This is a genomic window from Microcoleus sp. D3_18a_C4 (assembly GCF_036702415.1).
GTDB lineage: Bacteria > Cyanobacteriota > Cyanobacteriia > Cyanobacteriales > Microcoleaceae > Microcoleus.
The window spans coordinates 1-21,596 of sequence record NZ_JAUBTI010000027.1 but is presented as its reverse complement, the minus strand read 5'-3'; the positions used below and the strand labels follow the sequence as shown (position 1 = coordinate 21,596).

Annotated in this window: 18 protein-coding genes and 29 tRNA genes; 8 read left to right on the top strand and 39 right to left on the bottom strand. The window is 45.9% G+C overall.

All coding sequences use genetic code 11. The features are described from left to right. Nucleotides 1-33: 33 nt before the first annotated feature. The 8 genes from QUB16_RS14650 to QUB16_RS14615 form a co-directional block, all read right to left on the bottom strand. Nucleotides 34-492 carry a DIP1984 family protein gene (locus QUB16_RS14650; protein WP_333317060.1) on the bottom strand — a complete coding sequence of 153 codons (459 nt, stop codon included), beginning with the start codon at nt 490-492 and terminating at the stop codon, nt 34-36. Between the two features lie 218 nt (nt 493-710). Then, entirely contained in the window at nt 711-2,150 is a 1,440-nt protein-coding gene (locus QUB16_RS14645; RefSeq protein WP_333317058.1) for a hypothetical protein, read from the bottom strand. Between the two features lie 210 nt (nt 2,151-2,360). Beyond that, nucleotides 2,361-2,822 (bottom strand): hypothetical protein, encoded by a 462-nt coding sequence (locus tag QUB16_RS14640; protein ID WP_333317056.1) that lies wholly within the window; start codon nt 2,820-2,822, stop codon nt 2,361-2,363. A 301-nt stretch (nt 2,823-3,123) separates the two neighbouring features. Next, nucleotides 3,124-3,272, bottom strand: a tRNA-OTHER gene (locus tag QUB16_RS14635). After that, nucleotides 3,232-3,432, bottom strand: a complete 201-nt coding sequence (locus QUB16_RS14630; RefSeq protein WP_333184028.1) for a hypothetical protein — start codon at nt 3,430-3,432, stop codon at nt 3,232-3,234. Before QUB16_RS14630 ends, QUB16_RS14635 begins: the two co-directional genes overlap by 41 nt. A gap of 504 nt (nt 3,433-3,936) precedes the next feature. Then, the gene (locus QUB16_RS14625; RefSeq protein WP_333317054.1) at nt 3,937-4,137 is read right to left on the bottom strand and encodes a hypothetical protein; all 201 of its coding nucleotides are present in this window, start codon (nt 4,135-4,137) and stop codon (nt 3,937-3,939) included. 48 nt (nt 4,138-4,185) lie between these two features. Further along, the gene (locus QUB16_RS14620) at nt 4,186-5,148 is read right to left on the bottom strand and encodes a GNAT family N-acetyltransferase (protein WP_333317051.1); all 963 of its coding nucleotides are present in this window, start codon (nt 5,146-5,148) and stop codon (nt 4,186-4,188) included. A 227-nt stretch (nt 5,149-5,375) separates the two neighbouring features. After that, nucleotides 5,376-5,449: transfer RNA gene (locus QUB16_RS14615), tRNA-Lys, on the bottom strand. A 276-nt stretch (nt 5,450-5,725) separates the two neighbouring features. Here QUB16_RS14615 and QUB16_RS14610 point away from each other — a divergent pair. Together QUB16_RS14610 and QUB16_RS14605 are read left to right on the top strand one after the other, a co-directional pair. Further along, nucleotides 5,726-5,890 carry a ribbon-helix-helix domain-containing protein gene (locus QUB16_RS14610; protein WP_333145292.1) on the top strand — a complete coding sequence of 55 codons (165 nt, stop codon included), beginning with the start codon at nt 5,726-5,728 and terminating at the stop codon, nt 5,888-5,890. Nucleotides 5,891-5,967: 77 nt separating this feature from the next. Continuing rightward, on the top strand, nt 5,968-6,198 hold the full coding sequence (locus QUB16_RS14605; protein WP_333033740.1) for a hypothetical protein: 231 nt from the start codon (nt 5,968-5,970) through the stop codon (nt 6,196-6,198). A 579-nt stretch (nt 6,199-6,777) separates the two neighbouring features. Here QUB16_RS14605 and QUB16_RS14600 read toward each other — a convergent pair. The 28 genes from QUB16_RS14600 to QUB16_RS14465 form a co-directional block, all read right to left on the bottom strand. Continuing rightward, nucleotides 6,778-7,263, bottom strand: coding sequence for an HNH endonuclease (locus tag QUB16_RS14600; protein ID WP_333317048.1), 486 nt, complete (start codon nt 7,261-7,263; stop codon nt 6,778-6,780). A gap of 66 nt (nt 7,264-7,329) precedes the next feature. Beyond that, nucleotides 7,330-7,412, bottom strand: a tRNA-Ser gene (locus tag QUB16_RS14595). Nucleotides 7,413-7,416: 4 nt separating this feature from the next. Next, nucleotides 7,417-7,491, bottom strand: a tRNA-His gene (locus QUB16_RS14590). Nucleotides 7,492-7,497: 6 nt separating this feature from the next. Further along, nucleotides 7,498-7,570, bottom strand: a tRNA-Ala gene (locus QUB16_RS14585). 191 nt (nt 7,571-7,761) lie between these two features. Next, a tRNA-Ala gene (locus tag QUB16_RS14580) sits at nt 7,762-7,838 on the bottom strand. A 7-nt stretch (nt 7,839-7,845) separates the two neighbouring features. After that, nucleotides 7,846-7,919 (bottom strand) — tRNA-Arg (locus QUB16_RS14575). Nucleotides 7,920-8,272: 353 nt separating this feature from the next. Then, nucleotides 8,273-8,345 (bottom strand) — tRNA-Arg (locus QUB16_RS14570). A 6-nt stretch (nt 8,346-8,351) separates the two neighbouring features. Next, a tRNA-Val gene (locus tag QUB16_RS14565) sits at nt 8,352-8,422 on the bottom strand. A 5-nt stretch (nt 8,423-8,427) separates the two neighbouring features. Next, a tRNA-Gly gene (locus QUB16_RS14560) sits at nt 8,428-8,499 on the bottom strand. A gap of 179 nt (nt 8,500-8,678) precedes the next feature. Next, nucleotides 8,679-8,749 (bottom strand) — tRNA-Gly (locus QUB16_RS14555). Nucleotides 8,750-8,754: 5 nt separating this feature from the next. After that, nucleotides 8,755-8,831: transfer RNA gene (locus QUB16_RS14550), tRNA-Thr, on the bottom strand. A 700-nt stretch (nt 8,832-9,531) separates the two neighbouring features. Beyond that, a tRNA-Leu gene (locus QUB16_RS14545) sits at nt 9,532-9,605 on the bottom strand. A gap of 173 nt (nt 9,606-9,778) precedes the next feature. Then, nucleotides 9,779-9,851, bottom strand: a tRNA-Pro gene (locus tag QUB16_RS14540). Between the two features lie 4 nt (nt 9,852-9,855). Next, nucleotides 9,856-9,936, bottom strand: a tRNA-Leu gene (locus tag QUB16_RS14535). 23 nt (nt 9,937-9,959) lie between these two features. After that, a tRNA-Leu gene (locus QUB16_RS14530) sits at nt 9,960-10,036 on the bottom strand. A gap of 29 nt (nt 10,037-10,065) precedes the next feature. Then, a tRNA-Gln gene (locus QUB16_RS14525) sits at nt 10,066-10,139 on the bottom strand. 5 nt (nt 10,140-10,144) lie between these two features. Continuing rightward, nucleotides 10,145-10,223 (bottom strand) — tRNA-Gln (locus QUB16_RS14520). A gap of 10 nt (nt 10,224-10,233) precedes the next feature. Further along, nucleotides 10,234-10,308, bottom strand: a tRNA-Asn gene (locus QUB16_RS14515). A gap of 6 nt (nt 10,309-10,314) precedes the next feature. Continuing rightward, nucleotides 10,315-10,387: transfer RNA gene (locus QUB16_RS14510), tRNA-Phe, on the bottom strand. A 4-nt stretch (nt 10,388-10,391) separates the two neighbouring features. Continuing rightward, nucleotides 10,392-10,478, bottom strand: a tRNA-Ser gene (locus tag QUB16_RS14505). Nucleotides 10,479-10,486: 8 nt separating this feature from the next. Continuing rightward, nucleotides 10,487-10,560 (bottom strand) — tRNA-Tyr (locus QUB16_RS14500). A gap of 34 nt (nt 10,561-10,594) precedes the next feature. Next, nucleotides 10,595-10,676: transfer RNA gene (locus QUB16_RS14495), tRNA-Tyr, on the bottom strand. A 13-nt stretch (nt 10,677-10,689) separates the two neighbouring features. After that, nucleotides 10,690-10,764: transfer RNA gene (locus tag QUB16_RS14490), tRNA-Lys, on the bottom strand. Nucleotides 10,765-10,769: 5 nt separating this feature from the next. Beyond that, nucleotides 10,770-10,843: transfer RNA gene (locus tag QUB16_RS14485), tRNA-Glu, on the bottom strand. 6 nt (nt 10,844-10,849) lie between these two features. Beyond that, nucleotides 10,850-10,924, bottom strand: a tRNA-Trp gene (locus tag QUB16_RS14480). 3 nt (nt 10,925-10,927) lie between these two features. Further along, a tRNA-Met gene (locus tag QUB16_RS14475) sits at nt 10,928-11,002 on the bottom strand. A gap of 102 nt (nt 11,003-11,104) precedes the next feature. Then, nucleotides 11,105-11,178 (bottom strand) — tRNA-Cys (locus QUB16_RS14470). A gap of 208 nt (nt 11,179-11,386) precedes the next feature. Then, a tRNA-Asp gene (locus QUB16_RS14465) sits at nt 11,387-11,460 on the bottom strand. Between the two features lie 497 nt (nt 11,461-11,957). On the opposite strand from QUB16_RS14465, the gene QUB16_RS14460 reads away from it, so the two are divergent. Next, nucleotides 11,958-12,782, top strand: coding sequence for a biotin--[acetyl-CoA-carboxylase] ligase (locus QUB16_RS14460; RefSeq protein ID WP_333317046.1), 825 nt, complete (start codon nt 11,958-11,960; stop codon nt 12,780-12,782). Between the two features lie 347 nt (nt 12,783-13,129). Here QUB16_RS14460 and QUB16_RS14455 read toward each other — a convergent pair whose 3' ends face one another. Beyond that, nucleotides 13,130-16,741: an OmpA family protein gene (locus QUB16_RS14455; protein WP_333317044.1), complete on the bottom strand. Its 3,612-nt coding sequence runs from the start codon at nt 16,739-16,741 to the stop codon at nt 13,130-13,132. Nucleotides 16,742-16,861: 120 nt separating this feature from the next. Beyond that, nucleotides 16,862-17,959, bottom strand: coding sequence for a 4-hydroxythreonine-4-phosphate dehydrogenase PdxA (gene pdxA, locus QUB16_RS14450; protein ID WP_333317042.1), 1,098 nt, complete (start codon nt 17,957-17,959; stop codon nt 16,862-16,864). Nucleotides 17,960-17,999: 40 nt separating this feature from the next. On the opposite strand from pdxA, the gene petM reads away from it, so the two are divergent. From petM to QUB16_RS14425, 5 genes are all read left to right on the top strand, one after another. Continuing rightward, nucleotides 18,000-18,134 carry a cytochrome b6-f complex subunit PetM gene (gene petM, locus QUB16_RS14445; RefSeq protein ID WP_445251126.1) on the top strand — a complete coding sequence of 45 codons (135 nt, stop codon included), beginning with the start codon at nt 18,000-18,002 and terminating at the stop codon, nt 18,132-18,134. 197 nt (nt 18,135-18,331) lie between these two features. After that, on the top strand, nt 18,332-19,309 hold the full coding sequence (locus QUB16_RS14440) for an NmrA family NAD(P)-binding protein (RefSeq protein WP_333317041.1): 978 nt from the start codon (nt 18,332-18,334) through the stop codon (nt 19,307-19,309). Nucleotide 19,310: 1 nt separating this feature from the next. Further along, nucleotides 19,311-20,228: an NAD(+) kinase gene (locus QUB16_RS14435; RefSeq protein WP_333317039.1), complete on the top strand. Its 918-nt coding sequence runs from the start codon at nt 19,311-19,313 to the stop codon at nt 20,226-20,228. Between the two features lie 216 nt (nt 20,229-20,444). Then, complete coding sequence (locus QUB16_RS14430; protein WP_333053554.1) at nt 20,445-20,663, top strand: hypothetical protein; 219 nt, start codon at nt 20,445-20,447, stop codon at nt 20,661-20,663. After that, entirely contained in the window at nt 20,656-20,850 is a 195-nt protein-coding gene (locus QUB16_RS14425) for a hypothetical protein (RefSeq protein ID WP_333317037.1), read from the top strand. Before QUB16_RS14430 ends, QUB16_RS14425 begins: the two co-directional genes overlap by 8 nt. A gap of 373 nt (nt 20,851-21,223) precedes the next feature. Here QUB16_RS14425 and tnpA read toward each other — a convergent pair. Then, a partial coding sequence (tnpA, locus tag QUB16_RS14420; protein WP_333317034.1) for an IS200/IS605 family transposase occupies nt 21,224-21,596 on the bottom strand: 373 nt, incomplete at its 5' end.

Below are 21,596 nucleotides of genomic sequence, written 5' to 3'. Positions count from 1 at the left end.
TGCTCGCTTCTATTGCATTGGCTACCAACTTGCTCAATCGATAAGTTCAGTATTCCAGTTTGCTTGCTGTATTTTAGTATCTAACTCCCGATACTGTCTAGACATTCGATCCATTTGCGTTTGCAGTTCACCAACGTCGATCGTACTGAAAAATTTGACTTCCGATCGAGTATAGCGGTCTTGCCTCAAAGCGCTTGCGTCAACTACATAATTGTAGATGCCGCGCTTGAGGGCGAGAACATCTCTCTTGGCTAAAGCATCCGATAAAGTCACTCCCTCTTCCAGAGTTGTCAGCGAATTAGTCTTGTTAATTTTCTTAATTAAGTCTTCCAGTTCTTGCACCCCTGCATCTACTTCGCTCATCAGTGCTTGGGGATTTTCTGGAGGTTCTTCTCCTTCCTGTACTTTAGCACTTCTTGTCAATCTGGCTCGCAGTTGTTCCATTCTTTTTTGACAGTCTGCTCTTAAAATTAAAGCTTCAGCTAGTTTCATAGTGTCTTGTCCTTCAGCTTTGTGCCAATTTTAACTATATAAGTAGATTGCGATTTACCGTTGGGTGGGGGCGGGTTTACGAGATTGTCGATTATCGGGAATTATTGTCTGTGAACCCGCCCCTACAATACCGGGAATTAGATTGTAACGGAGCGCTCCAACTTGATATTACAGCCGCTTGAGACTAAGAAATAAGGTCGCAGCGTGCACCCTACATTTTACTTATCATCCCTCACTGGCAGCGACGTGTCCAGAATTTCCATCAACAATTCCAGCCGCGAAGGACGACTCAACATCGGCACTAAATTCGGTAAGGAGTAATAATCGCCCGCAAACGTAAAGGTTTCTACCGATACTTGTTTGTTCTTCAATTGCTTCTGGACATATTCGCACCAAGAACCAACTCGCACAATCACAACATCAGGAATTACCCCCAAACTGCGACAGTAATTCTGATAAGCATCTGCAAAATAAGGTGCAGCGTTTTCGCCTTCATCTGTTACGATAATGAATTGCTCGACAACCTGCTTTTTAATCCGCATTGCTTCCACCGCGCAACCGCAACTTGTGCCGCCGCCAGCGCGAATGTGCTTGAAAGCGTGTTCCCAGTCTGTCAATTCGCTGCCGTTTGCTTGCACTGGATACGGCATCGTGTCAAAGGCATAAACGAACAGTGCAGCCTCGGAAATGCCGGAAATCAAAGCAGCAAGACGCTTGCCAACTTCGATCGCACTTTCCATGCTTCCCGACTTGTCAATCAACAAACCCGTTGCTTTCGCAATCTTGCCGCGCTTCTTCACCTGTTCGTTTGTCACCGCTTCCAGCTTCGCCGCCGTTGCTGCGTCGAAGTTCGCGCCCGCGCCCGCAACACTCGCTTTGTAAGCAGAAACCCGATCGCACTTGGCCGCTTCATCCAGCTTCGAGTCAATCAACTGCTTCACTTCCGCGTGATCCATCGCGCCGCGCGACTTAATCGATTTCAAATTGTTGATGACTTCCTGCGGCGACATCGAGTTAATCAGCGCGGCCAAAATTGTTGGCGTTAGCTGTCCGATCGCACCAACTGCGATCGTATACGGAATTTTGTACTCAACAATCAAATTCGCCTGTTCCGCAGGTGTCGCCGCCTTTGCTAACTGCTTCAAAACGAATGCCAGAGAGTCTTCCGGCGGATTGTCTTTAAACAGAATAGCATTAGCGCGATCGCTCGGCTTGACGTGCAGCGTTGCGTACAAATGCTTCATCGCCTTGCGGTTGCGGATGGCCGCGCGATCGAAAAACTGTGCATTCTTTTCGCGCGATTTCAGATAGCGAGTGACAGCAGTGCGCGCGCTGCGGGGCACCTTATTCTGGTGCTGCTTCATAAAGTCCACAATCCGCGAAACCTCGTAGGGAGGGAACTCTTGCAGCATCATGAAACCGGCCTCTCGGTGTTCCGTCAGTGCCGAAGTCAGCAAATTTCCGACAAAAACTTCCTTGTGATCGCGCACGTCGCCTTGACGCTGATACCACACCGCTAAGTGACCGTAAAATATTGGGTCTAATTCGACAATTAACTTGTGAATTTCTGCTACTTTTTCTAATTGACGGTGCGGAGTTGTGAGCAGACTGTTGAGCATTTCCAAACGCAAATCGCGTTCTGCTGCATTCATATTCATCGGTGCTACCTCCCATTTCGATTTGCGGTTTGCGATTTTTGATTTTCGATTGTAAGGAATATCCAAAAATCAGCGGGTGGCAGTTGTTGCACGCTTGGCAATGAATGTAATAGTCACCGCGCAAGTTTGGGGAGCTTTTTTTTTCTAACCTGGATAGGGTTTGTATGTAAGCTCTCCGAATTGGGGCGCGGCAACAACTGCTATTTTCAATTATTTCTGGGAAACTTTTTCTAAGTCGATCGCTCTTTTGTCTGGTTCAACCCAATTAATCCGAGCTTCCCAAGACATCAGGCGATCGCGGGTGTAATAGCGAAAGGGTAAAGTGCGATCGGCATATTTTGCAATCAAACCGTTAGCCAGATGTACGATCGATCGATTTTGGCTTTGATCGGCGAGATACCCGCGAATAGTTCGCACCCAAAACAGCGTTAGTGTTTCGTGATACCCGCTGTTTTTTGTGGTTTCAATTCCTTGAGCCGAGTTGTAACGTTTAATGCCATTGCGAATCGCATTTATCGCTTCTTGCTCCGAGTCATAACACAGATACCACAGAGCAACAGTTAAATGTGCTTCGTGCGTCCATTGACTTCGCGACAGGTTGCCTTCTTGGAAGGCATGAATTAGACTGTCTATCTCCTTGGGCGATCGGTAAATTGCCAGTCTTTTTCTCATGGCTAATACCCAATTTATTCTTGAGGACGGAAGTCTTCAATACAAACAGGATTATTTAATTATTATCCTGAATTAACAACAAAAGGTTATAGCGCATAAAAAGTCACTTCGCGCAAGTTAAGAAAGCCGTTGTTCATACGCAGGAGTAGCACCTACGACTTCTATTTTCAGAGAAATGCCCAATCAAGAGCTAGTATGTAGGCTTCCTTTGTTGGGGCGCGAAGTGGAACTTTTAAGCGCCGGATAGATATAAAAAATTCAGCTATAAAAGGCCGCGCACAAGTCAGAGAAGCTTTAGCCTCGCGGCAAGTAGGAATTGAACCTACAATTCGATTTTAAGTCGAACGTATCCAGTTTGTAAGCTTCTTTAGTTGGGGTGCGCTGCCTGATACGTGCTTTAAGTGAATTTCTAGCCGTAAACAGCTTCTGGGCGGACAATTAAATCACCGCTGGGACGGCGATCGAGAACGTAAGACTCGAAGCGAGATCCCTTGACATCAAAATGATTTGCCAGACGTTCCTTAATAGCCTTGTCGCTCATTCCTGCCGCGATACCCAGTTGGTTTTCTGCCAGATCGTAGGAACGTCCTTCAAAACGAATGTGAACCATTACCGATACCTCCTAGAGCAATTTTGGATTTTGGATTAGTAGCTTATCTGCTCTTGAATTTGGCTTTTTGTGAGACGCGGGCAAATTGCCAGTATCGGTAAAGATTCACGAAATCTGATAATCTTTACTGAAAGAAGCGCCCTTCTAAATGATAAGCTTGTTTAATTTTGCGGATTTCCTCAGCCTTTTTGGTTGATTGAAATCTGGCTGAACTTGTCTGTTCTGAATCCGCATCAAATTCGTGGCAATTAGACTGATTTCGTACAATATCTGACTCGCGCCGAGTCAGTTTGTAACCGAACAGTCTCGTATAAAGTAACAACATGACCATCGAGTCTATGTTACAAGACTTTCAAATTGATGTTGGTTGAAATTTTGAGCAATATTTAGTTGTCAAGGTTCAGAATTTGCACGAAAAATACAGGTTTTTGCTTGTCCTGCGCTTTCCATATTTATATACTACATACATACTACAGAAATGTCAAGGGGGTAGCAAAAGTTTTTTTAGATAAAACTTACACCAGTGGCGAGAAACCTGGTTTTTTCAGGAAAATATTTCGTTGCTACCCGCATATCCGGTAAAAAACCGGGTTTCTTGGGTCGGAGTGCGTAAGTCCTGAGATGTTGCACCATTCTCAATAAGCTTTTTATGAACAGGCAAGATGCCTGTTCCACAAAGAGTGAATTTTCTTGTGGAACAGGCATCTTGCCTGTTCTTGAGAATGGTGCAAGATGTGAGTAAGTCCCTATCAATTAAACATCCTTAACATAGGAAATGCTGTCGCGAATATTGTGAAAGCCGACTGATTCGTAAAGTCTCATCGCACCTGATGAATTTTCAGCATCGACGCCGAGAATAGCAGTAGCGACACCGGCAGCTTTCAGCCGATGCAAACCAGCGAGCAACATCCCTCGTCCCAATCCCATTTTGCGGAAGCCGCGCCTAGTGCCGAGACAAGCAATCCAGCCTTCATTGCGCCCGGTACGATCGCACTCTTGCACACTAATCTCGCAGTAACAAAAACTGACAAATGTGCCGTCATCAGCAACAGCAATCAAGTCTAAATCATTTCTGTAATCGGCTTTAGCTAACTCGTGCTTATATTTATCCACCGTTAAATCGTGATGATTCCAGTGATCGATAAACGACTGGTTGAACATTTCTACCCAAGCTGGGGCATCCTGTTCGCCGGGGAACTGACGCAGCGCGAAACCTTCGGGGAAGTGCGGTTCGGGGATCGGTTCAGAGAGCGATCGCGCCATTCGGCAAAAATAGCGATCGACCTTGAAACCATTACTTGTCAGCACAGAAATGCGATCGCAATCCTCAGCGCGCGCGTAGGTTCGCAGCTTCACGCGCCCGCCCCGCATCGCAGACACCTCGCGCATCCGCACTTCACCCCAGGCGATCGCGGCTGCTTCCACATCGCCTCCGCGCGCACCTGGGTGGACGCGAAACCACAGCCAACCGTCAATTACTTCCCCAGGCTCAGAAACCGACAACTGAGCAAAACCGATTAATTTTCCTTCCGCATCTTCCCAAAGACGGATATCGCGGGCTTTGTCTAGGGACGGCGCGTTAAATTCTTGTTGTAGTTCCGAGATGGAAGTGCCTTCATCGAGCCGATCGACTTCTTCGCAAGTATTGATTAAATGGGCGATCGCATCTAAATCGCGATCGCCCGCATAGCAGCGCGCCGAGAGATTTGCCATCATAGCTAATCACCATTTCCTGTTGTTATTCAGTTTAAAAATAGCTTGGGCGATCGCACTTTTATCGATCGGGCGGGTCGATTGACATTAAAAATCCGACAACGCAAACACTCACTGTAATCCCACCGCTACCGCCCTTGGCTGCTATCGTGAGCGCAAAATGGGCGAAAAGGGACATACTAGAGACAGTTTAAAGTCTCAAAGCCTTGTGAATAGTAGGTTATTGGGGATGGGAGTAGAAGGACTTGAACCTTCGACCTTGAGATTAAGAGTCACCTGCTCTAACCAACTGAGCTATACTCCCGCATCTAGAATAGTATAACACAATATTTTAATTTTCGCATATTTCACCTTTTTTATTAAGTTGTGTGGTTACTGGGTGCTTCTGAATGTAACCAATAGATCCAATCGCTCCCTTGGTTAGAGATTTGCGATCGACCTTTTTATTTGTTAGCGCACAGTTTCGCAGCAGCAGCCATTTTATCGCGCTGCGCCCGCATCCCTACAGACGATCGCAGCAAGGTGCGATCGGTACTCCGAAAGAGGATAAGCTGGTGTCAACTAAACATGACTGCTTGAAATGGCTGACAAAGAAGAGACTGCTGTGATTAAAGTCACAGTTCCCAAGCGTTTGCACGAAAAACTGAGAAAAATCTCCCAGCAGACAGGAGTTCCTATGTCCACTCTGCTAGTCATGGCGGCCGTCAAGGAATACAACCTCGTGGACGAAACTGAGGATAAGTAACTATTAGTATACCCTGAGTACCCTTGAAAGGTACTGTATGGTATATTTCAGGAATAGTCAACCCTGGAGGTGTACTTGTGACTCAAGATGAACTCGAAGCCCTTGTCGATGAACTCGGCTTAGTGTCAGTCGTTAGCCTGCTGGCAAATATCTGCCACAACAAAGCCCGACAAACCTTGTGCCTGAAGGGACAAGGGGCTACTCCTTATACCGCTTGGAACAGCAACGGCTTCTTGCTGAAGCAGTTGATGACCAGACTGCGGCCAATCGGCAGCTACGATCGCGATTTAGACCTCAAGAACAACTGAGGTTCTGAGGTTCAACCCGTGCAAGTGCGTAAAGCATTGGTTTTAGTCGGTTAACAGCCGAGTATGTATGCTTTAACTGTTAGGGCACGGGTTGAAACTCTTCGATTTGGACTTGAACCTTGAGTGGAGAGGACGGGACTCGAACCCGCATCGATCGACAGCAACTTTCAGGAAACGCGCTTCCTTACTGCCCGCAAGCAGACGGGAACTGCCCCCATCTCGGACTGTTAGTTCCTTTCAGTGCCTCCGCAACCTGTTGCCCGTTTGCGTTTTCAGGGAACGTCGCGAAGCAACTTTTTACCCTACTCAACAAACCAGATCGTCCTTTTGGGAGCCGCTTTTCCAAAGTTTTTACGGTGCCATTCCACTTAGGCGACCTCCCCATAATTTGGCTCGCTGTATAATAGTAAATCTCGTGAAAATAATTAGCCCTCATACTCGATAATTTATATATAAAATCATAAGAAATCCACCGAGGAGGTACTGCCCCTCCTATCCCCGCGTTATCAGCACCGCATCTCGCTTTTCGACTTCTGGTGAAAATTTGGCTTTAGTTATAAAGCTAGCGCTGCTTTTGAGCTACAGGTCGTTAATTTCATTAAGCTGTGCAAATTGTCCAAACAGTTCTATTGCAACTTCGTTGTACTTTAACGCTGCTTGTTTTGGAGTATCAAATCTTCCCAAATGCTTGACTTTACCATTTATAGAAATACGTGCCACCCATTTATCATAGTTTCGAGAAACTCCTTTGTATCCACATAAATTTTTAGGTCTATCAGCATTGGCAGCATTTTGACCAATAGTAGCTAATCTTAAGTTACACCTCCGGTTATCCAACTTATTTCTATTGATATGGTCGCAAACCATCCCGTCACTCACAACAATCCCCATTCGTTCAATAATAAGTTGGTGCATTCTCACGGTTTTACGAATTTTGTTAATTTGCTTAGCTGCCCTGGGATATCCCTTGGATAGATTCCAACTATTATAACTAAGTATGAAATCATAATCTTCATCATCAACTATAGCCACCAAGTTTGTATTAGTCAGGTTAATTTGTTTCATAACAATTATGTATGATAGGCGATACCTATATAATTAGCATATCACTTTTCGACTTCTGGTGGAAAAAGGAAGATGAAGGAATCGAACCTTTACAGTTACCTGTACCCTGGTTTTCAAGACCAGTTGCCAACCGTTTAGCGGCATCTTCCAAGGGGTGTCCGACGGGGCTTGAACCCGCTAATAACTAGCTTCACAGGCTAGCGTCTCGACCGCTTCGACTTCAGACACCGGAAGTGGAGTCAAGGAGAATCGAACTCCTGACCTCTTGCGTGCAAAGTAAGCGCTCTACCAATTGAGCTATGACCCCGCGTAAAAGATTCACCTGTGGAGTAAATCTAAAATCTAAAATCTAAAATCTAAAATCGAATGACTCCGTAAAAGATTCACCTGTGGAGTAAATCTAAAATCTAAAATCTAAAATCTAAAATCGAATGACCCCGTAAAAGATTCACCTGTCAAGTAAATCTAAAATCTAAAATCTAAAATCTAAAATTGGTGTGGTGGATTGCGATCGGATTTGAACCGATATCTTTCTAACAGCCAGTTAGATGCTTTACCAATTAAGCTACGAACCCCAGACAGCAGGAGCGGTAGGACTTGAACCCACAACATTCGAGGTAGAAGCTCGACACTCTATCCAGTTGAGTTACACTCCCGTATTTTTTGTTAATGTGCGATTCCCTACGGGATAGCTGCGCTTCACGCACTTTCCGTGCAAGTTATCAGAGCATTGCGTTTTCTCAGTTACTAGAGGGACTCCGCCGATGAGTTATTACACACTCTTTAAAGGATGGCTACCTTTAAGCCAACCTGCCGGGTTCAATGCACTCCTCGTTCTCAAACGCCCGCTGATTTTGACAGCGTTACCTTTCCTCTCGTACTAAAGTATGTAGGCTCCCAAGATTGGGACACGCAAAGGGCGTTAGCGAAGCCCTCGAAGAGGATCGCTCTTAATATAAAAAATTATCCATTCAATGGAATCAACCTCCTTAAATTAAAGCAAAAACAACGAGAGTGGCAGGACTTGAACCCACAACATCCGCGTCCGAAGCGCGGCGCTCTATCCATTGAGCTACACTCCCATAAATTGGTAGTCCTGACAGGAGATTACCCCGCGTCTGCTTGTAAGGCAAACGCTCTACCATCCAAGCTCAGGACTACAAAAGCGGATGATGGGACTCGAACCCATGCGCTGAGAATGGCATACTCAGATGCTAGCCTTTACATCACACCCGCCAACCGATTTTAGATTTGAGATTTTGGATTTAACTGAGATGTTGCACCCTTGTCAATAAGCCTTTTGAACAGGCAAGATGCCCGTTCCACAAGAAAATCTACTCTTTGTGGAACAGGCATCTTGCCTGTTCTTGAGAATGGTGCAAGATGTGAGATTTAACAAACTTTTTGTTTAACCAAGCGGATAACGAGGCTCGAACTCGTGCCTAGAGTTTGGAAGACTCGAATGCTACCGTTACACCATATCCGCAATAGTGGGGCTGGTGATAGGAATTGAACCTACAACCGACTGATTACAAATCAGTTGCTCTGCCTAATTGAGCTACACCAGCACGCCAAGCATACGGCGAGATTTGAACTCGCAAAAAGGCTGTATGAAACCCTCATGTTGTTAATTACATCACACCTGCATTTTTGGTGGCGGGGGCAGGAGTTGAACCTGCTATTAAGAGGCTTATAAGAAATATCCTGAAAACCGTGACTTCAGTCCGGGGATGAAAGGAATTTACAGGAGTTATCCTGCCTACTGTCTTAGTCTCAGCCTGAATCCAAACTCTAATCTTTTCAATTCAAAAAACTTTCTTAAAAACCCGGACAAGGCCGGACAACATGGTATATTGAAATAGTCAAGGTTAAACTCCTTTGCCATCGTGAAACGGGACATGAGACACACTTTTAGGCATAAACCGGGGGACAAAGTGCGGCGAGAACACTCTAAACAGCCGGAACCGAAAACGTAGGTTTCAATTCCAGCAAATAAACTTTTTCACGCTCAGATTGTTAGGTAGGGTAGGGCATACCCGAACTCTAGGTAAGTATCCTAGTACGCTTTTGGAGATAGACCCCCTGAGGTGTTTCTGAGTTAGGCTCTTCAATTGGTGGTATCCCCACGGTTGAAAGGTTTAAATATTGCCGCAAGGACAGAACATTTGAAGGTCAGTCGCTGAATTAAGAATCCCCTCGACTTCAGTCAGGGGAGTGTCAAGAGACCTCCAAGCCTACCCAGGCTACTTCACCCGCGATGTCACCAAATACCCCTGACTGGCATCGAACCAGCACTAACTAGATCCTAAATCTAGCGCCTCTACCGATTGGGCTACAGGGGCAAAACCGATTTTAGATTTTAGATTTTAGATTTTAGATTTTAGATTTTAGATTTTAGATTTTAGATTTTAGACTTTAGATTGAATAAAACCTCATACCCCTGACAGGCCTCGAACCTGCAAAAAACACTCGTTCTGAGCGAGTGATGTTTTCCAATTACATCACAGGGGTAAAGTCGGGATGGTTGGATTTGAACCAACGACTCCATGCTCCCAAAGCATGGCTTCTGGCCGCTGAATTACATCCCGTTCATGCTCCTCGTGAGACTCGAACTCACACTCAAAATAAAACAGATTTTAAGTCTGCCGCGTCTGCCAATTCCGCCACAGGAGCAAGTAGAAACTTAGTTGACAATTTGGTACTCCTAGTGAGATTTGAACTCACACAACACAACTTTTGAAATTGCGGCCTCTGCCAATTGGGCTACAGGAGTGTAATTGATCTGCTTTGGTAATAGCAGAACTGGGAAGGCAGGGATCGAACCTGCATTTTGCCGCTTTCAAAGAGCGGTGCCATACCGATTAGGCGACTTCCCAATAATTGGGTACCGGGGTAGGCTTTGAACCTACATAAACTCCTATTTCAGAGATAGGCGACTTTACCAATTTGTCTACCCGGCAATTTAAAAAATGGCTGCCCCAGTAGGACTCGAACCTACAACCTAGCGGTTAACAACCGCTTGCTCTACCATTGAGCTATAAGGCAACGCAATCCCCCAAGTCAGTATCGAACTGACGACCTCTTGTTCTTCACACAAGCGCTCTACCAACTGAGCTATCGGGGGAAAACGGAGAAGGAGGGATTTGAACCCTCGACGGCTGTTAAACCGCTCTTTCTTAGCAGGAAAGCGCCTTAAGCCACTCGGCCACCTCTCCTCAGCGAGCGAGAACGGAGGGATTTGAACCCTCAATCTTCAGTTTTATTAACTGAGATGTTATCCGGCTACACCACGTTCTCAAGATTGCAACTGCATATTAAATGCAGCTACAAATGGGTCGGGCTGGAATTGAACCAGCAACGCTTTAAGCTACTGTTTTACAGACAGCTACCCACACCAATAGGAGGGCCGACCCAAGATAGAAATTTTGGTAGGTCGTCGAGGAATTGAACCTCGATCCATCCGCTTAAAAGGCGGCTGCAAAACCATTCTGCCAACGACCCACGAGAAGTGCTGACGGGAGTTGAACCCGCAATCACTTGGGTGAAAACCAAGCGGCTTAAACCATTTGCCTACAGCACTATAAATTGGCACAGGAACTGAGATTTGAACTCAGAATTCTGGTTTTGGAGACCAGAGTGTTGCCAGTTACACCATCCCTGCTTTTGGTGGCAGCGACGGGATTTGAACCCGCCTTGACCAAGGTATGAACTTGGCGCTTTACTATTAAGCTACGCTGCAATGTCACTTTCGCTTCGTTCCTTTTCAAAGTTAAAAATTTCAATTAAAAGACTGTTAGTTTAATCTTTTAATTTCTAATTTTTAATTTCTGATTGGGAACAGAGGTTAGGGCGGGATTTGAACCCGCGAAAATCGGTTTTGCAGACCGACGCTTTGAGCCACTCAGCCACCTAACCTGGGAGTCCCGACGAGGTTTGCACTCGCAATCTTCACGCCAGAGGGGGAGACGGCTTGACTTTTGCCTACGGGACTTTGACCACCGCCGAAAAACGGATACTTGCTTTCCGACAGGAGGTGTGGATTTTAGACCAAAGTTCCAATTCCGAGATTCTTCTCCTGTGGAGTAAATCTAAAATCTAAAATCTAAAATCTAAAATCGACTTACGGGAGTAACGAGACTTGAACTCGCAACCTTTCGCTCGACAGGCGACTGCTCTGACCGGTTGAGCTATACCCCCGCGAAAATGAACAATTTTCTGTCCTTGAATTACTCAAGTTGGGACGGGGTGGCGGTTGATTCCGCGTACTACAACCCGATCGGGCTATTGTTGCCGGAGTCTACACCGCCGATGTCCACAATTATGTGACACGATTAACTTCCTATTCTGTTTTCAAGGTTCATCTTGCTCGTGGGGGTAAGGCTTTGAAGCTCTTTCCCCTTCGCCATACATTTATACTACATTGCGTATTACAAGACTGTCAAGGGGGTAATACAACTTTTTTTTAAATTGGGTTTTTTAAAGGGGTGTCGATCGCTCCAGCCAACCCTCTGCGTCCCCCAAAACCCTTATAAATTAAGAGATTTTGCGGCTAAACTGATGTTGTGGCGTAAGGTAAATCTGATGCTGACACTGTACTACACTCCAATGTCTCTGAATTCTCGCCGTCGCGCGAGGTGGCACTTCTGGAAAATGCGATAATCAGCTTTTAAATATCAAATACTACAAATCCAACGTTGTCTGAATTGCCCTTAACTCCCGTGCCCGCATTGCCAGAACCCGATCGCCCAAACCTGCATCACTGGCTACACTCCTTGGATACCTGTCCCAGTACCAACAGTTGGGCGATCGCCCGCGCGGCCCAACTCCACCACGGAGATGCAGTATTTACGAAGCGACAAACCAGCGGGCGCGGCCAACACGGGCGCACCTGGCACGCCCCAAGCGGTGTCGTGACTGTTAGTTTTGTACTCGAAAACCTCAACCCCAATCTGTTGCCCGGACTCAGTTTAGCAGCGGGTTTAGCGGTGATTTACGCGATCGAAGATTTGGTTCCCGACTGTCGCGATATGCTGCGCCTGAAATGGCCAAACGATGTCTGGATCGATCGCCACAAATTAGCCGGAATTCTCTGCGAAGCCACTTCGGGCAATGCTTTGGGCAAAACTCGCGCCGTTGTGGGAATTGGACTCAACCGCTGCGTAGATTTCGCGGCTGCGGGATTGGATGAAAGGGATCTCGGCAAGGCGGTAAGCTTGCATTCTATTGCTAGTACAGTACCAGATGAACTGTGTTTGGTCGATCGACTGCGACACTATTTACTCGAACTAGCCGATATGTTTTCTACCACAGACAAGCCAGTCTCCAAGTCCGGTTTAGCGCTACTTTTGCCGGAATTGCGCCGCCGCGATGCGTTGATTGGCTGCCCCGTGGCGATCGAACTTTCCTCAGAAACCATCTGCGGAGAAGCCGCCGGCATTGACGGAAGCGGCCGCTTGCTAATATGCTTGGCGGGCGATCGAATACAAGCCTTTACCTCCGGGCGAGTTCGATTAATTTAAGAGGAAGAAGTCATTAGTCATTAGTCATTAGTCATTAGTCAGTAGTCAGTAGTCAGTAGTCAGTAGTCATTAGTCATATCCTGTCGATTACCCGAAATCAGGTAGGGGCGGGTTCACCAACAATACCTGCCAATAATTGACCATATCAAAAACCCGCCCCGACCGGGATATTATGGTTAATCGATCGGACATGATATCAGTAGTCAGGAGTCATTAGTCAACAGTCATTAGTCAACAGTCATTAGTCATTAGTCATTAGGGAAAATTCCCCATTAACAATGCCCGATGCCCGACGCCCGATGCCCTGTTTGCCCGATGCCCCATGCCCAATTCCCCATTCCCTATTTCTAATTTATCACCTCAAATACTACCAATCTGCTCAGCCACAGCGGTTGATTGGCCTCCACACCTTCGGGACGACCCTTAGTAGAAGCAACTTGTATTCTGTTGCCATTTATCCCTTGTCTAACCAAAATATTTTTCACATTTGTCGCCCTTTCCAGTGCCAACTTTTGATTTTCGGTCGGACTGCTTTTAAAATCGCTGTAGCCCACTATCCTTAAATTCTTCGTGCGATTTTTCTCCATATATTCCTTGACTTTGCTAAGCTTTTCTGCTACATCTTTCGCCTGCAAACTGGCCGAACCTGCACCGAAATACACGCGAACTGGCATTATTATCTTTGGTGGCGGTGGAGTTCCTATTATCACTGTATTTGTTACAGACTTCACCCCCGGAATTTTCTCAAAAGCTTGAGTTATTTTCTGAGCATCTGGCACTTGGCTCACACTGCCTGCAACGGCGACTTTTCCCTCTGCATAGCGAGCTGAGATATTAATACTTTCTACTTTATTCAAAAGAGCAGCAGTCCGCTTGACATCGGCTTCTACTAAAACCGGATCGGGAGGTACTTCAACGGCTATAATTTTATTGTCAATTCTTAATTTTGGAGCCGCTTGCTGAGCTATTTTTTCCGCTTTCGAGCGCAGCTTTTGATTCGGCACTCGTCCCGAAATCTGCAATAATTTATCTTTAACATCTGCCGCGATACGATAAACCGATAACTCTGGAGCAGATTGTAATGCTAAATTCGTATCTGCTTCTAAGCTCGCTTCAACTCCGCTGCGGTATTGATGAATTCCCCAAGGTACGCCAATTAAACCTAACGCTGCCAAACCGATCATGGGTAAAATTGGACGTTTACGAGATTTAACTTTTACCTCTGTATCGATTAATTTTTGCAATTTCGAGTTTACTTCGGGTGGCACAGTTGCTGGATCGCCGTTAAATGACTGAAGTTTATCTCCGTATTCTTGAACAATATTGTTGAATATCGATCGCATTTTATACTTAAACCACTGGCGGGTTTCTCCTTGCATCACTACTGCTAGATAACACGAACCAGCTACTTCCAATACTATCTTAGATGTGCCGTATTCTATTGCATCAATTTCTGCAATATTTCCCGACTGAGATATGCAATCGTTGACAAAAGATCGAATAGCAGTCAGCATCCCTGCTACCATGTCTGAGTCTAGCTGTTCGCGTTCAGAATGCTGCACTGCTGAAATTACTAATCCCGATTGTGTTTGAATTAAAAAAACAGCTTTAACACTCAGTGGTGTTGTTTCTTTCATCAGCAATTCTGCTTCAGAAATGCCCTGTAATTTGGCTTTGATTTTGCGACTAATTCCCTCTGGACTTAAAGCTGATTCGAGTTTTTCATTAATCTCCCCCATCATCTCGGCGATGTATTTTAAAATCGTGCTGCCCACGATCGGATAAAGTGCATCCGACATTGCTTCTCGCTTGAGATGAATTTGCTGTTTGATAGCGGCGGCCATTTCCGGCGCGATCGCCATTGCAATTTCATCGGGCGATTCACTCATTCTGTGGCTGATTCCCACAGTCAGAGCCGGCGATATGGCTACTCCCATCGATTGTCTATTTTCTCTGGTTTTGGTATTAATTATTTCATCAATTATCGGACTTATGGTTTCGACAAATGATTTTCTCGACTCATTAATTGTTTGGATCATCATTTCGGGAAACATGATTTTAATTCGGGCGATTAATTCTTCCCGATCGCCTCCCCATTCCGCATCAGTAATTTTGCGATCGAGTTCCCCTACTTTATCGTTGAGTCTGTAATTATAACTTACAACTTCATCTAACAATGGTAAAATAGATTCGATGACCGACTTTTGTAGTTGGGCGTGATGGCTAACCATCAGCTCGTCAATCAAAGGTTTCAGTAAATCGGTAAACAAGTCTGTCGATTCATAAATCCGGTGTTCGATCGCCACAATCTGTTGTTCGATCTTCCCAAGTCTTTGATCGATCTTTTTATTCTGAATGATGGCATCGACAGCCGGGGCGATCGCAGATTCTATCTCTAGCTTTGCTTCCCCGATGCTTCGGGACAGCATTTCTACAATCACTGGCATTATTCTTGCCATCAACCCTTCTATCTCGGCTAAAACTTGCTGCTGAACTTCGACAATCTTAGTTTCATTATTTAATATTTGTGCTGCAATACCGCTGTTTTGAATAGCCGTGTTGACACCAGGTGCGATCGCCTCTCTCACCTCTAACTTTGTCTCCTCAATTTTCCGGTTCAGCGACTCAATCATTAACGGCATTAACCTTGCCATTATATCTTCCGGCTGAGTTTTTTGCTGTCGTTGAAGATTATTTAGTCTACTTTCTACGTCGCTCAATTTGCCTTGAACTTCTCTTTGAAGAATTGCTGATTCTATCAAAGGTTGGATCGTCGCTGCTACTTGTAATTTTGATTCCTCGATTTTCTGATTCAGCAAATCAGTTATTGCCGGCATTAGCATCGCCATTATCTCTTCAGGCTTCTGAGTTGGCGACTGTTGCGTAGCCAGTCGGCGTTCGATGATGCTCAATACTTTTTCTTCTATTTCTACCCAAGCTATTCTTACCTGTACTGAGGGGGCAACAGCTTCTACAACCTCTAATTTTAATTCACTAATTTTGCGGTTCAGTAAATCGCTAACTACTGGTACTAGCTGCTTGATTAAATCTTCCGGTTGCTGCTGGTAACGCTGCTGAATATTTGCTACTCTATCTTCAATTCTTACTACCTGTTCTTCAAGTCCGTTTTGATTGTGAATTACTTGATTGACTCTCGGTGCGATCGCCGAAGCTACCTCTAACTTAGACTCCTCTACCTTACGGTTGAGCAGATCGCCCACTACTGGCATCAGCCGTTGGATTAAGTGTTCTGTATTCGGCAGTGGCTGCTGGTTCAAGTTAGCAATTTGATTTTCCCAATCTGCTAATTTGGCCTCCAACTCGATCGGATTAATTTTATTATTGCTCGCGAGTGCGATCGCCTTTTTTAATTCCAACTTCAACCCATCTAATTCATCTCTCACTAATTCAGGAATTAACGGTTTCAGTAAAATCATCAACTCTTCGGGCTCAGACATCAACTTCTCAAAATTTTCTAACCTTTGTTCCACGCTCAAAACATTACTGTAAAATTCCGGTAAATCCCTTTCAAACAGCAGTTGTTGCAACTGTTTAAACTGCTCTACTGCTTGTTCTAATTCTTCTTCCGAGTGCCGATTTTTTTTAGCTACTTTCCCCGCTATAGATAAATCGGGTTCCTGATTATTGTTTTCTCGTCTTTGAGATGGGATCTCTTCCTCGTTAGTCAATACTTCCGGTACAATACTCGGTGATTCGATCCGAAAAGACAATTGTTTGCGCCGATTTTCCTCATCCTCCAACCGCTGCACGGACTTTTCCGAAAGCGGTAACTTCAGCTCGCTTGGTTCTTTTTTTGATTTCTTTAATAACTGAAATTCAGTTAGTATGGTTAGCAATTCCTGAAGTTGCTCTCCAGCTTTAGAACTTGCCAGAGTTGCATCAGAAACCTCTTTTTCTGACTGATATATTTTGCCTGAATTATCATTAGATTCTGCCATACTGCGCTACCAATAGTTGATTTTAATCTGCCGAAGGAAATTACCAGCTTGCTTGCCGCCTCACCCCAGCGAAAATCAATAGGAATGACACAATTGTTCCAAGCGTCAGGCGTACTAAAGCTATCGCCCTATTTTAACTGCTGCTCTGCGACTAGCCAACTGGGCCGCCAACTGCAATGCTGCCTTCATGCTGGAGGCATCTGCAAGCCCTTGACCTACAATATCAAAAGCTGTGCCGTGATCCGGAGATGTGCGGACAAAAGGCAAGCCAATTGTAGTGTTGACTGCTTTATCGAAAGCCATCAATTTTACTGGAATCAACCCCTGGTCGTGGTACATTGCCAAGTAACCGTCGTGAGCTTCTGTGGCTAAACCGTACCAAACTTTAGCCGGTTTTACCCACAGGGTATCGGGGGGGACTGGCCCGTCTAACTGCACTTGAGGAAAGCGATCGCGCTGCGTTTCCAACCAAGGTATCATCCAGTCTTGCTCTTCATTTCCCAGTTTGCCATTTTCGCCGCTGTGAGGATTTAAGCCAGAAATCGCAATTTTTGGTCTTTCTAGCCCAAAATCTTCCCGCAAACAGTCTATCAGTAATTCTAGTTTTTCACTCAGTAATTCTGGAGTCAAAGCATCGGGGACTTGACGCAGGGAAATATGTGTGGTAGCGAGTAAAGTTACGAGCGTCCAGCCACTGTGTGGAGATGTGGCGGCAAACAGCATTCCGAACCGCTGCGATTTTGCCCTTTCTGCGAGGAGTTCTGTTTGTCCGGGATAATTGTAACCGGCCGCCTGCCAGCAAGTTTTGGAAATCGGGCCTGTGACGATCGCGGAGAATTCGCCGGCGATGGTACGGGCGATCGCACTTTCCATGTAAGCAAAGCTAGCCGCCCCGCTAGCTGCACTCCCGACACCGGGGACAATTTCGCCCCACTTGCTGTCTGGTTCGATATCAATAATATTTAATATGTGGGGATTTGCCGCTTGTGCTGCGGGATTGCTCGATCGCAACTTATCGTAAGTTTGCTGCAAAACTCTCCTAGAGCCTATAACCGTTACCCTCCAAGCAGCAGCGGGATCTGCCAAGGCCTTGAGAATCACTTCCGGGCCAATTCCCGCCGGATCTCCCAGAGTTACAGCTAGTTTTGATTCCCGATCGAGACTCAAGGCAGTTTTCTCCAACAAAATACAGGAATTTCGGCACTGAAATTTTAGCATTCATGTACCTGGTTGCCCCAAATTATATTATCTTTATTGAATGCGATCGCCCAATTGGACATCTAAAATTATGAATCCTGAAATTTTCAATGCAGCCTTTTTGTCCTTTTCCCTAATTTTCGTGGGTATAGGTGGAGGCTTTCTCCTGCTCAAATTGCAAGGCGGCGAAGAATAAGTTTTTTTCAACCAATCCTTCAGAAGCCTTCTACCTTCTGCCTTCTAGAGTCTACTTGCTGCCGAAAGTCAGCCTTGTGCCGAATATCTCAAGCCTAAAATGAGAAAATTTCAGGTTTTTGTTAAGTTTTTATAACAAACTTAACAAAAACCTGATACCATCTTATAGAAAGTTTAAGATTCATAATTAATCCCTAGATGACTTTATTGATTTTAGGTGCCACCGGCACTCTCGGCCGCCAGATAGCCCGCCGCGCCCTAGACGAGGGCTACCAGGTGCGCTGTTTAGTCAGAAGTTACAGAAAAGCTGCATTTTTGAAAGAATGGGGCGCTGAACTCGTACCGGGGAACCTTTGCCAGCCAGACAGTCTGCCTCCGGCCCTAGAAGGCGTCACTGCTATCATCGATGCAGCAACAGCCAGTGCAGCCGATTCTGTCAGCATCAAAAGAGTAGACTGGGACGGAAAAGTATCGCTGATCCAAGCAGCAGCAGCAGCAGGCATCAAGCGTTACATATTCTTTTCCTTTCTCGACGCGGAGAAATATCCCCAAGTCCCCTTGTTGGAAATCAAGCGCTGTACCGAATTGTTCTTAGCAGAATCCGGTCTAGACTACACAATCTTGAGACCTTGCGGCTTTTTGCAAGGACTGCTGAGCCTGTATGCAATGCCGATTTTGGACAATCAGGCAGTCTGGCTGCCCAACAAGCCATCCGCCCTTGCCTACATGAACACTCAGGACGTTGCTAAATTTGCCGTCCGCGCCCTTTCCGTTCCCGAAACCGAGAAAAAAAGCTTTCCGGTGGTGGGAAATCGCGCTTGGGATGCTGACGAAATCGTGCGGTTGTGCGAACGGCTGTCAGGGAAGCAAGCCAAAATTACGCGCACCCCAGACGCCTTGTTGAAGGCTACTCGTCAATTTGCTAAGTTCTTTCAGTGGAGTTGGAACGTAGCTGACAGATTGGCTTTTTCAGAAGTTTTGGCCGCCGGAAAACCCTTGAAAGCTCCGATGGATGACGTTTACAGTGTTTTCGGACTCGATCCCAAAGAAACTACTACTTTGGAGTCTTATCTGGAAGAATACTTTAATCTGATTATGAAGAAGCTCAAGGAAATAGAGTACGAGCAGCTTAAAACTAAAAAACGGAGTAAACAAAAAATGCCCTTTACATTTTAAAGTGCCGAAAGCTGGGATTATATACAACGACGTTAAACCTGTGGCTTGTCGCATCGCCGCAGAGTTGGAAGACAAGCTGACTGCCCGCGGCTGGGAGGTTTGCTCGGTTTCTGGTTCGGGAGGAATTCTGGGCTATTCTAGCCCCGATCGCCCCCTGTGCCACACTCAGATAGAACAACTCGTCCCCCCCGGTTTTGACAGCGACATGGAGTTTGCAGTGGTTTTGGGCGGCGACGGTACGGTGCTGTCGGCATTTCGCCAAGTCGCTCCGATTGGAGTGCCGCTGCTGACTGTCAATACCGGTCACATGGGCTTTTTAACAGAAACTTACCTGAACTTGCTGCCGCAAGCTTTGGAAAAGGTAATCGCCGGAGAATACGAAATAGAAGAAAGATCGATGCTGGCGGTGCGACTGTTTCGAGAAAACGACTGCCTCTGGGAAGCCCTTTGTCTCAATGAAATGGTGCTGCACCGGGAACCGCTGACTTGTATGTGTCATTTTGAAGTGGCGATCGGGCAGCACGCCTCTATTGACATTGCCGCAGATGGGGTAATTATCTCGACTCCCACGGGATCGACAGCTTACGCCCTTTCTGCCGGTGGGCCTGTCATCATTCCCGGAGTGCCGGTATTGCAGTTGCTGCCTATTTGCCCGCATTCAATGGCTTCGCGGGCTTTGGTGTTTTCCAACACTGAGCCGGTCAAGATTTTGCCGGCGAGTCCCACCCGCCTGGTAATGGTGGTAGACGGTAACGGCGGATGTTATGTTCTGCCCGAAGATTGGGTGCAAGTCGAGCGATCTCCGTACCCAGCCCGCTTTATTCGGGTGCAATCTTTTGAGTTTTTCCACATTTTGCGGGAAAAATTGGGATGGGGCTTGCCTCACATTGCTAAACCGAGTTCCGTTGAGTTGCCTTGATATTTGTTGGTAATGAGCGGAGGGCTAAAGTCCCCTCACTTCGGCTACGCTCAGTACGTCGCCTTTTAGGGCGGCTTTTTCTTTGTTTTTGGGCAGGATAAAGTTTGATCGGAATCTCCTACGGAATCCTTAATTCTCGATCGAGATTCCGAATCATCTCCAAACTCAGGCAGCGTTTATGATAGATGTATTCTCGTACTTCTGGGAGTTTAAACCATGTCTCTCGCTGAGTTAATACCTTTGGTGAACAATCTGAGCCAGTCAGACAAATTATCACTCTTCAAACTCCTAGCAGTGCAAATCCCAGACGCTGAACTACAAGTCATCTTTTCTGCATCAGAGTATCCGGTTCGATCGCTCTACGATGCAACGGAAGCGGCAAACATTATGATGCAGATGATTCGAGACGATCGAGAGGCATCTACTCATGCCTAGTTCGATCGAGTTTCCCTTTTCTGATGATGAAGCATTACCCACGATTCCCATCACTCTGATTCATGCAGGCTTTTCTGTCTCGGCGAATGCACTGCTAGATACTGGGTCTGCGGTCAATCTATTACCTTATGACATTGGTCTGCAATTGGGTGCAATTTGGGAGGAACAAACTGTCCGCTTGCCATAGGCTGGAAATCTGGCAACGGTTGAGGCGCGGGGTGTATTTGTAGATGTTCAAATTGGGAATCTGGAACCCGTTCGCCTAGCATTTGCTTGGGCACAAGCCTCTCAGGTTCCCTTAATTCTCGGGCAAACCAACTTCTTTCGAGAATTTGATGTTTGTTTTGTGCGATCGCGATGCACGATCGAAATTATTCGCTTCTAATAAGCATCGATGCAGAACTCGGAGTTTTATTTAGCTAGTCAGACGGGAATCCCTCGCGCGATACCGCTTCGGTTGGTGTGGGATGAAAGGCGCGTGAGACTCCTGATTCCACCTGTTCACAATCTCAAAGCTACGCTTTGAGCAGTGAGCAGGTGGATGACGAGACGAACAAATCTTATTCGGAGGGTCTATCTTGCTCCTCAATGTACTTCTTTAATTGCTCAACCGTCACACCACCACATGAAGCAATAAAATATCCATTTGTCCAAAAAACATCTTTCCAGTAAACTTTTTCAACTTCATCTACAAACTCTTTCCGCAAATAGCGACTAGATACAGTCTTAAGATTGTTAATAAGCTTACTTGGTTCAGTTTGCGGTGTATATTGAAGCAACAAATGTACGTGGTCACGCTCACCATTAAATTCTACCAATCTTCCTTCCCATTTTTCCATCAAATTCTTGAAAATTTCCTCAAGTCTGGACAACATTGGATCGGTCAGAACTTTCCGCCGATACTTGGTTGTCAACACTAAATGACACTTGAGA

Bases quoted from the DNA above. Each gene is read 5' to 3' on its own strand.
- QUB16_RS14650 (WP_333317060.1), bottom strand. From the start codon at position 492: ATGAAACTAGCTGAAGCTTTAATTTTAAGAGCAGACTGTCAAAAAAGA.
- QUB16_RS14645 (WP_333317058.1), bottom strand. From the start codon at position 2,150: ATGAATATGAATGCAGCAGAACGCGATTTGCGTTTGGAAATGCTCAAC.
- QUB16_RS14640 (WP_333317056.1), bottom strand. From the start codon at position 2,822: ATGAGAAAAAGACTGGCAATTTACCGATCGCCCAAGGAGATAGACAGT.
- QUB16_RS14630 (WP_333184028.1), bottom strand. From the start codon at position 3,432: ATGGTTCACATTCGTTTTGAAGGACGTTCCTACGATCTGGCAGAAAAC.
- QUB16_RS14625 (WP_333317054.1), bottom strand. From the start codon at position 4,137: ATGCCTGTTCCACAAGAAAATTCACTCTTTGTGGAACAGGCATCTTGC.
- QUB16_RS14620 (WP_333317051.1), bottom strand. From the start codon at position 5,148: ATGATGGCAAATCTCTCGGCGCGCTGCTATGCGGGCGATCGCGATTTA.
- QUB16_RS14610 (WP_333145292.1), top strand. From the start codon at position 5,726: ATGGCTGACAAAGAAGAGACTGCTGTGATTAAAGTCACAGTTCCCAAG.
- QUB16_RS14600 (WP_333317048.1), bottom strand. From the start codon at position 7,263: ATGAAACAAATTAACCTGACTAATACAAACTTGGTGGCTATAGTTGAT.
- QUB16_RS14455 (WP_333317044.1), bottom strand. From the start codon at position 16,741: ATGGCAGAATCTAATGATAATTCAGGCAAAATATATCAGTCAGAAAAA.
- pdxA (WP_333317042.1), bottom strand. From the start codon at position 17,959: ATGCTAAAATTTCAGTGCCGAAATTCCTGTATTTTGTTGGAGAAAACT.
- petM (WP_445251126.1), top strand. From the start codon at position 18,000: ATGCGATCGCCCAATTGGACATCTAAAATTATGAATCCTGAAATTTTC.
- QUB16_RS14440 (WP_333317041.1), top strand. From the start codon at position 18,332: ATGACTTTATTGATTTTAGGTGCCACCGGCACTCTCGGCCGCCAGATA.
- QUB16_RS14430 (WP_333053554.1), top strand. From the start codon at position 20,445: ATGTCTCTCGCTGAGTTAATACCTTTGGTGAACAATCTGAGCCAGTCA.
- QUB16_RS14425 (WP_333317037.1), top strand. From the start codon at position 20,656: ATGCCTAGTTCGATCGAGTTTCCCTTTTCTGATGATGAAGCATTACCC.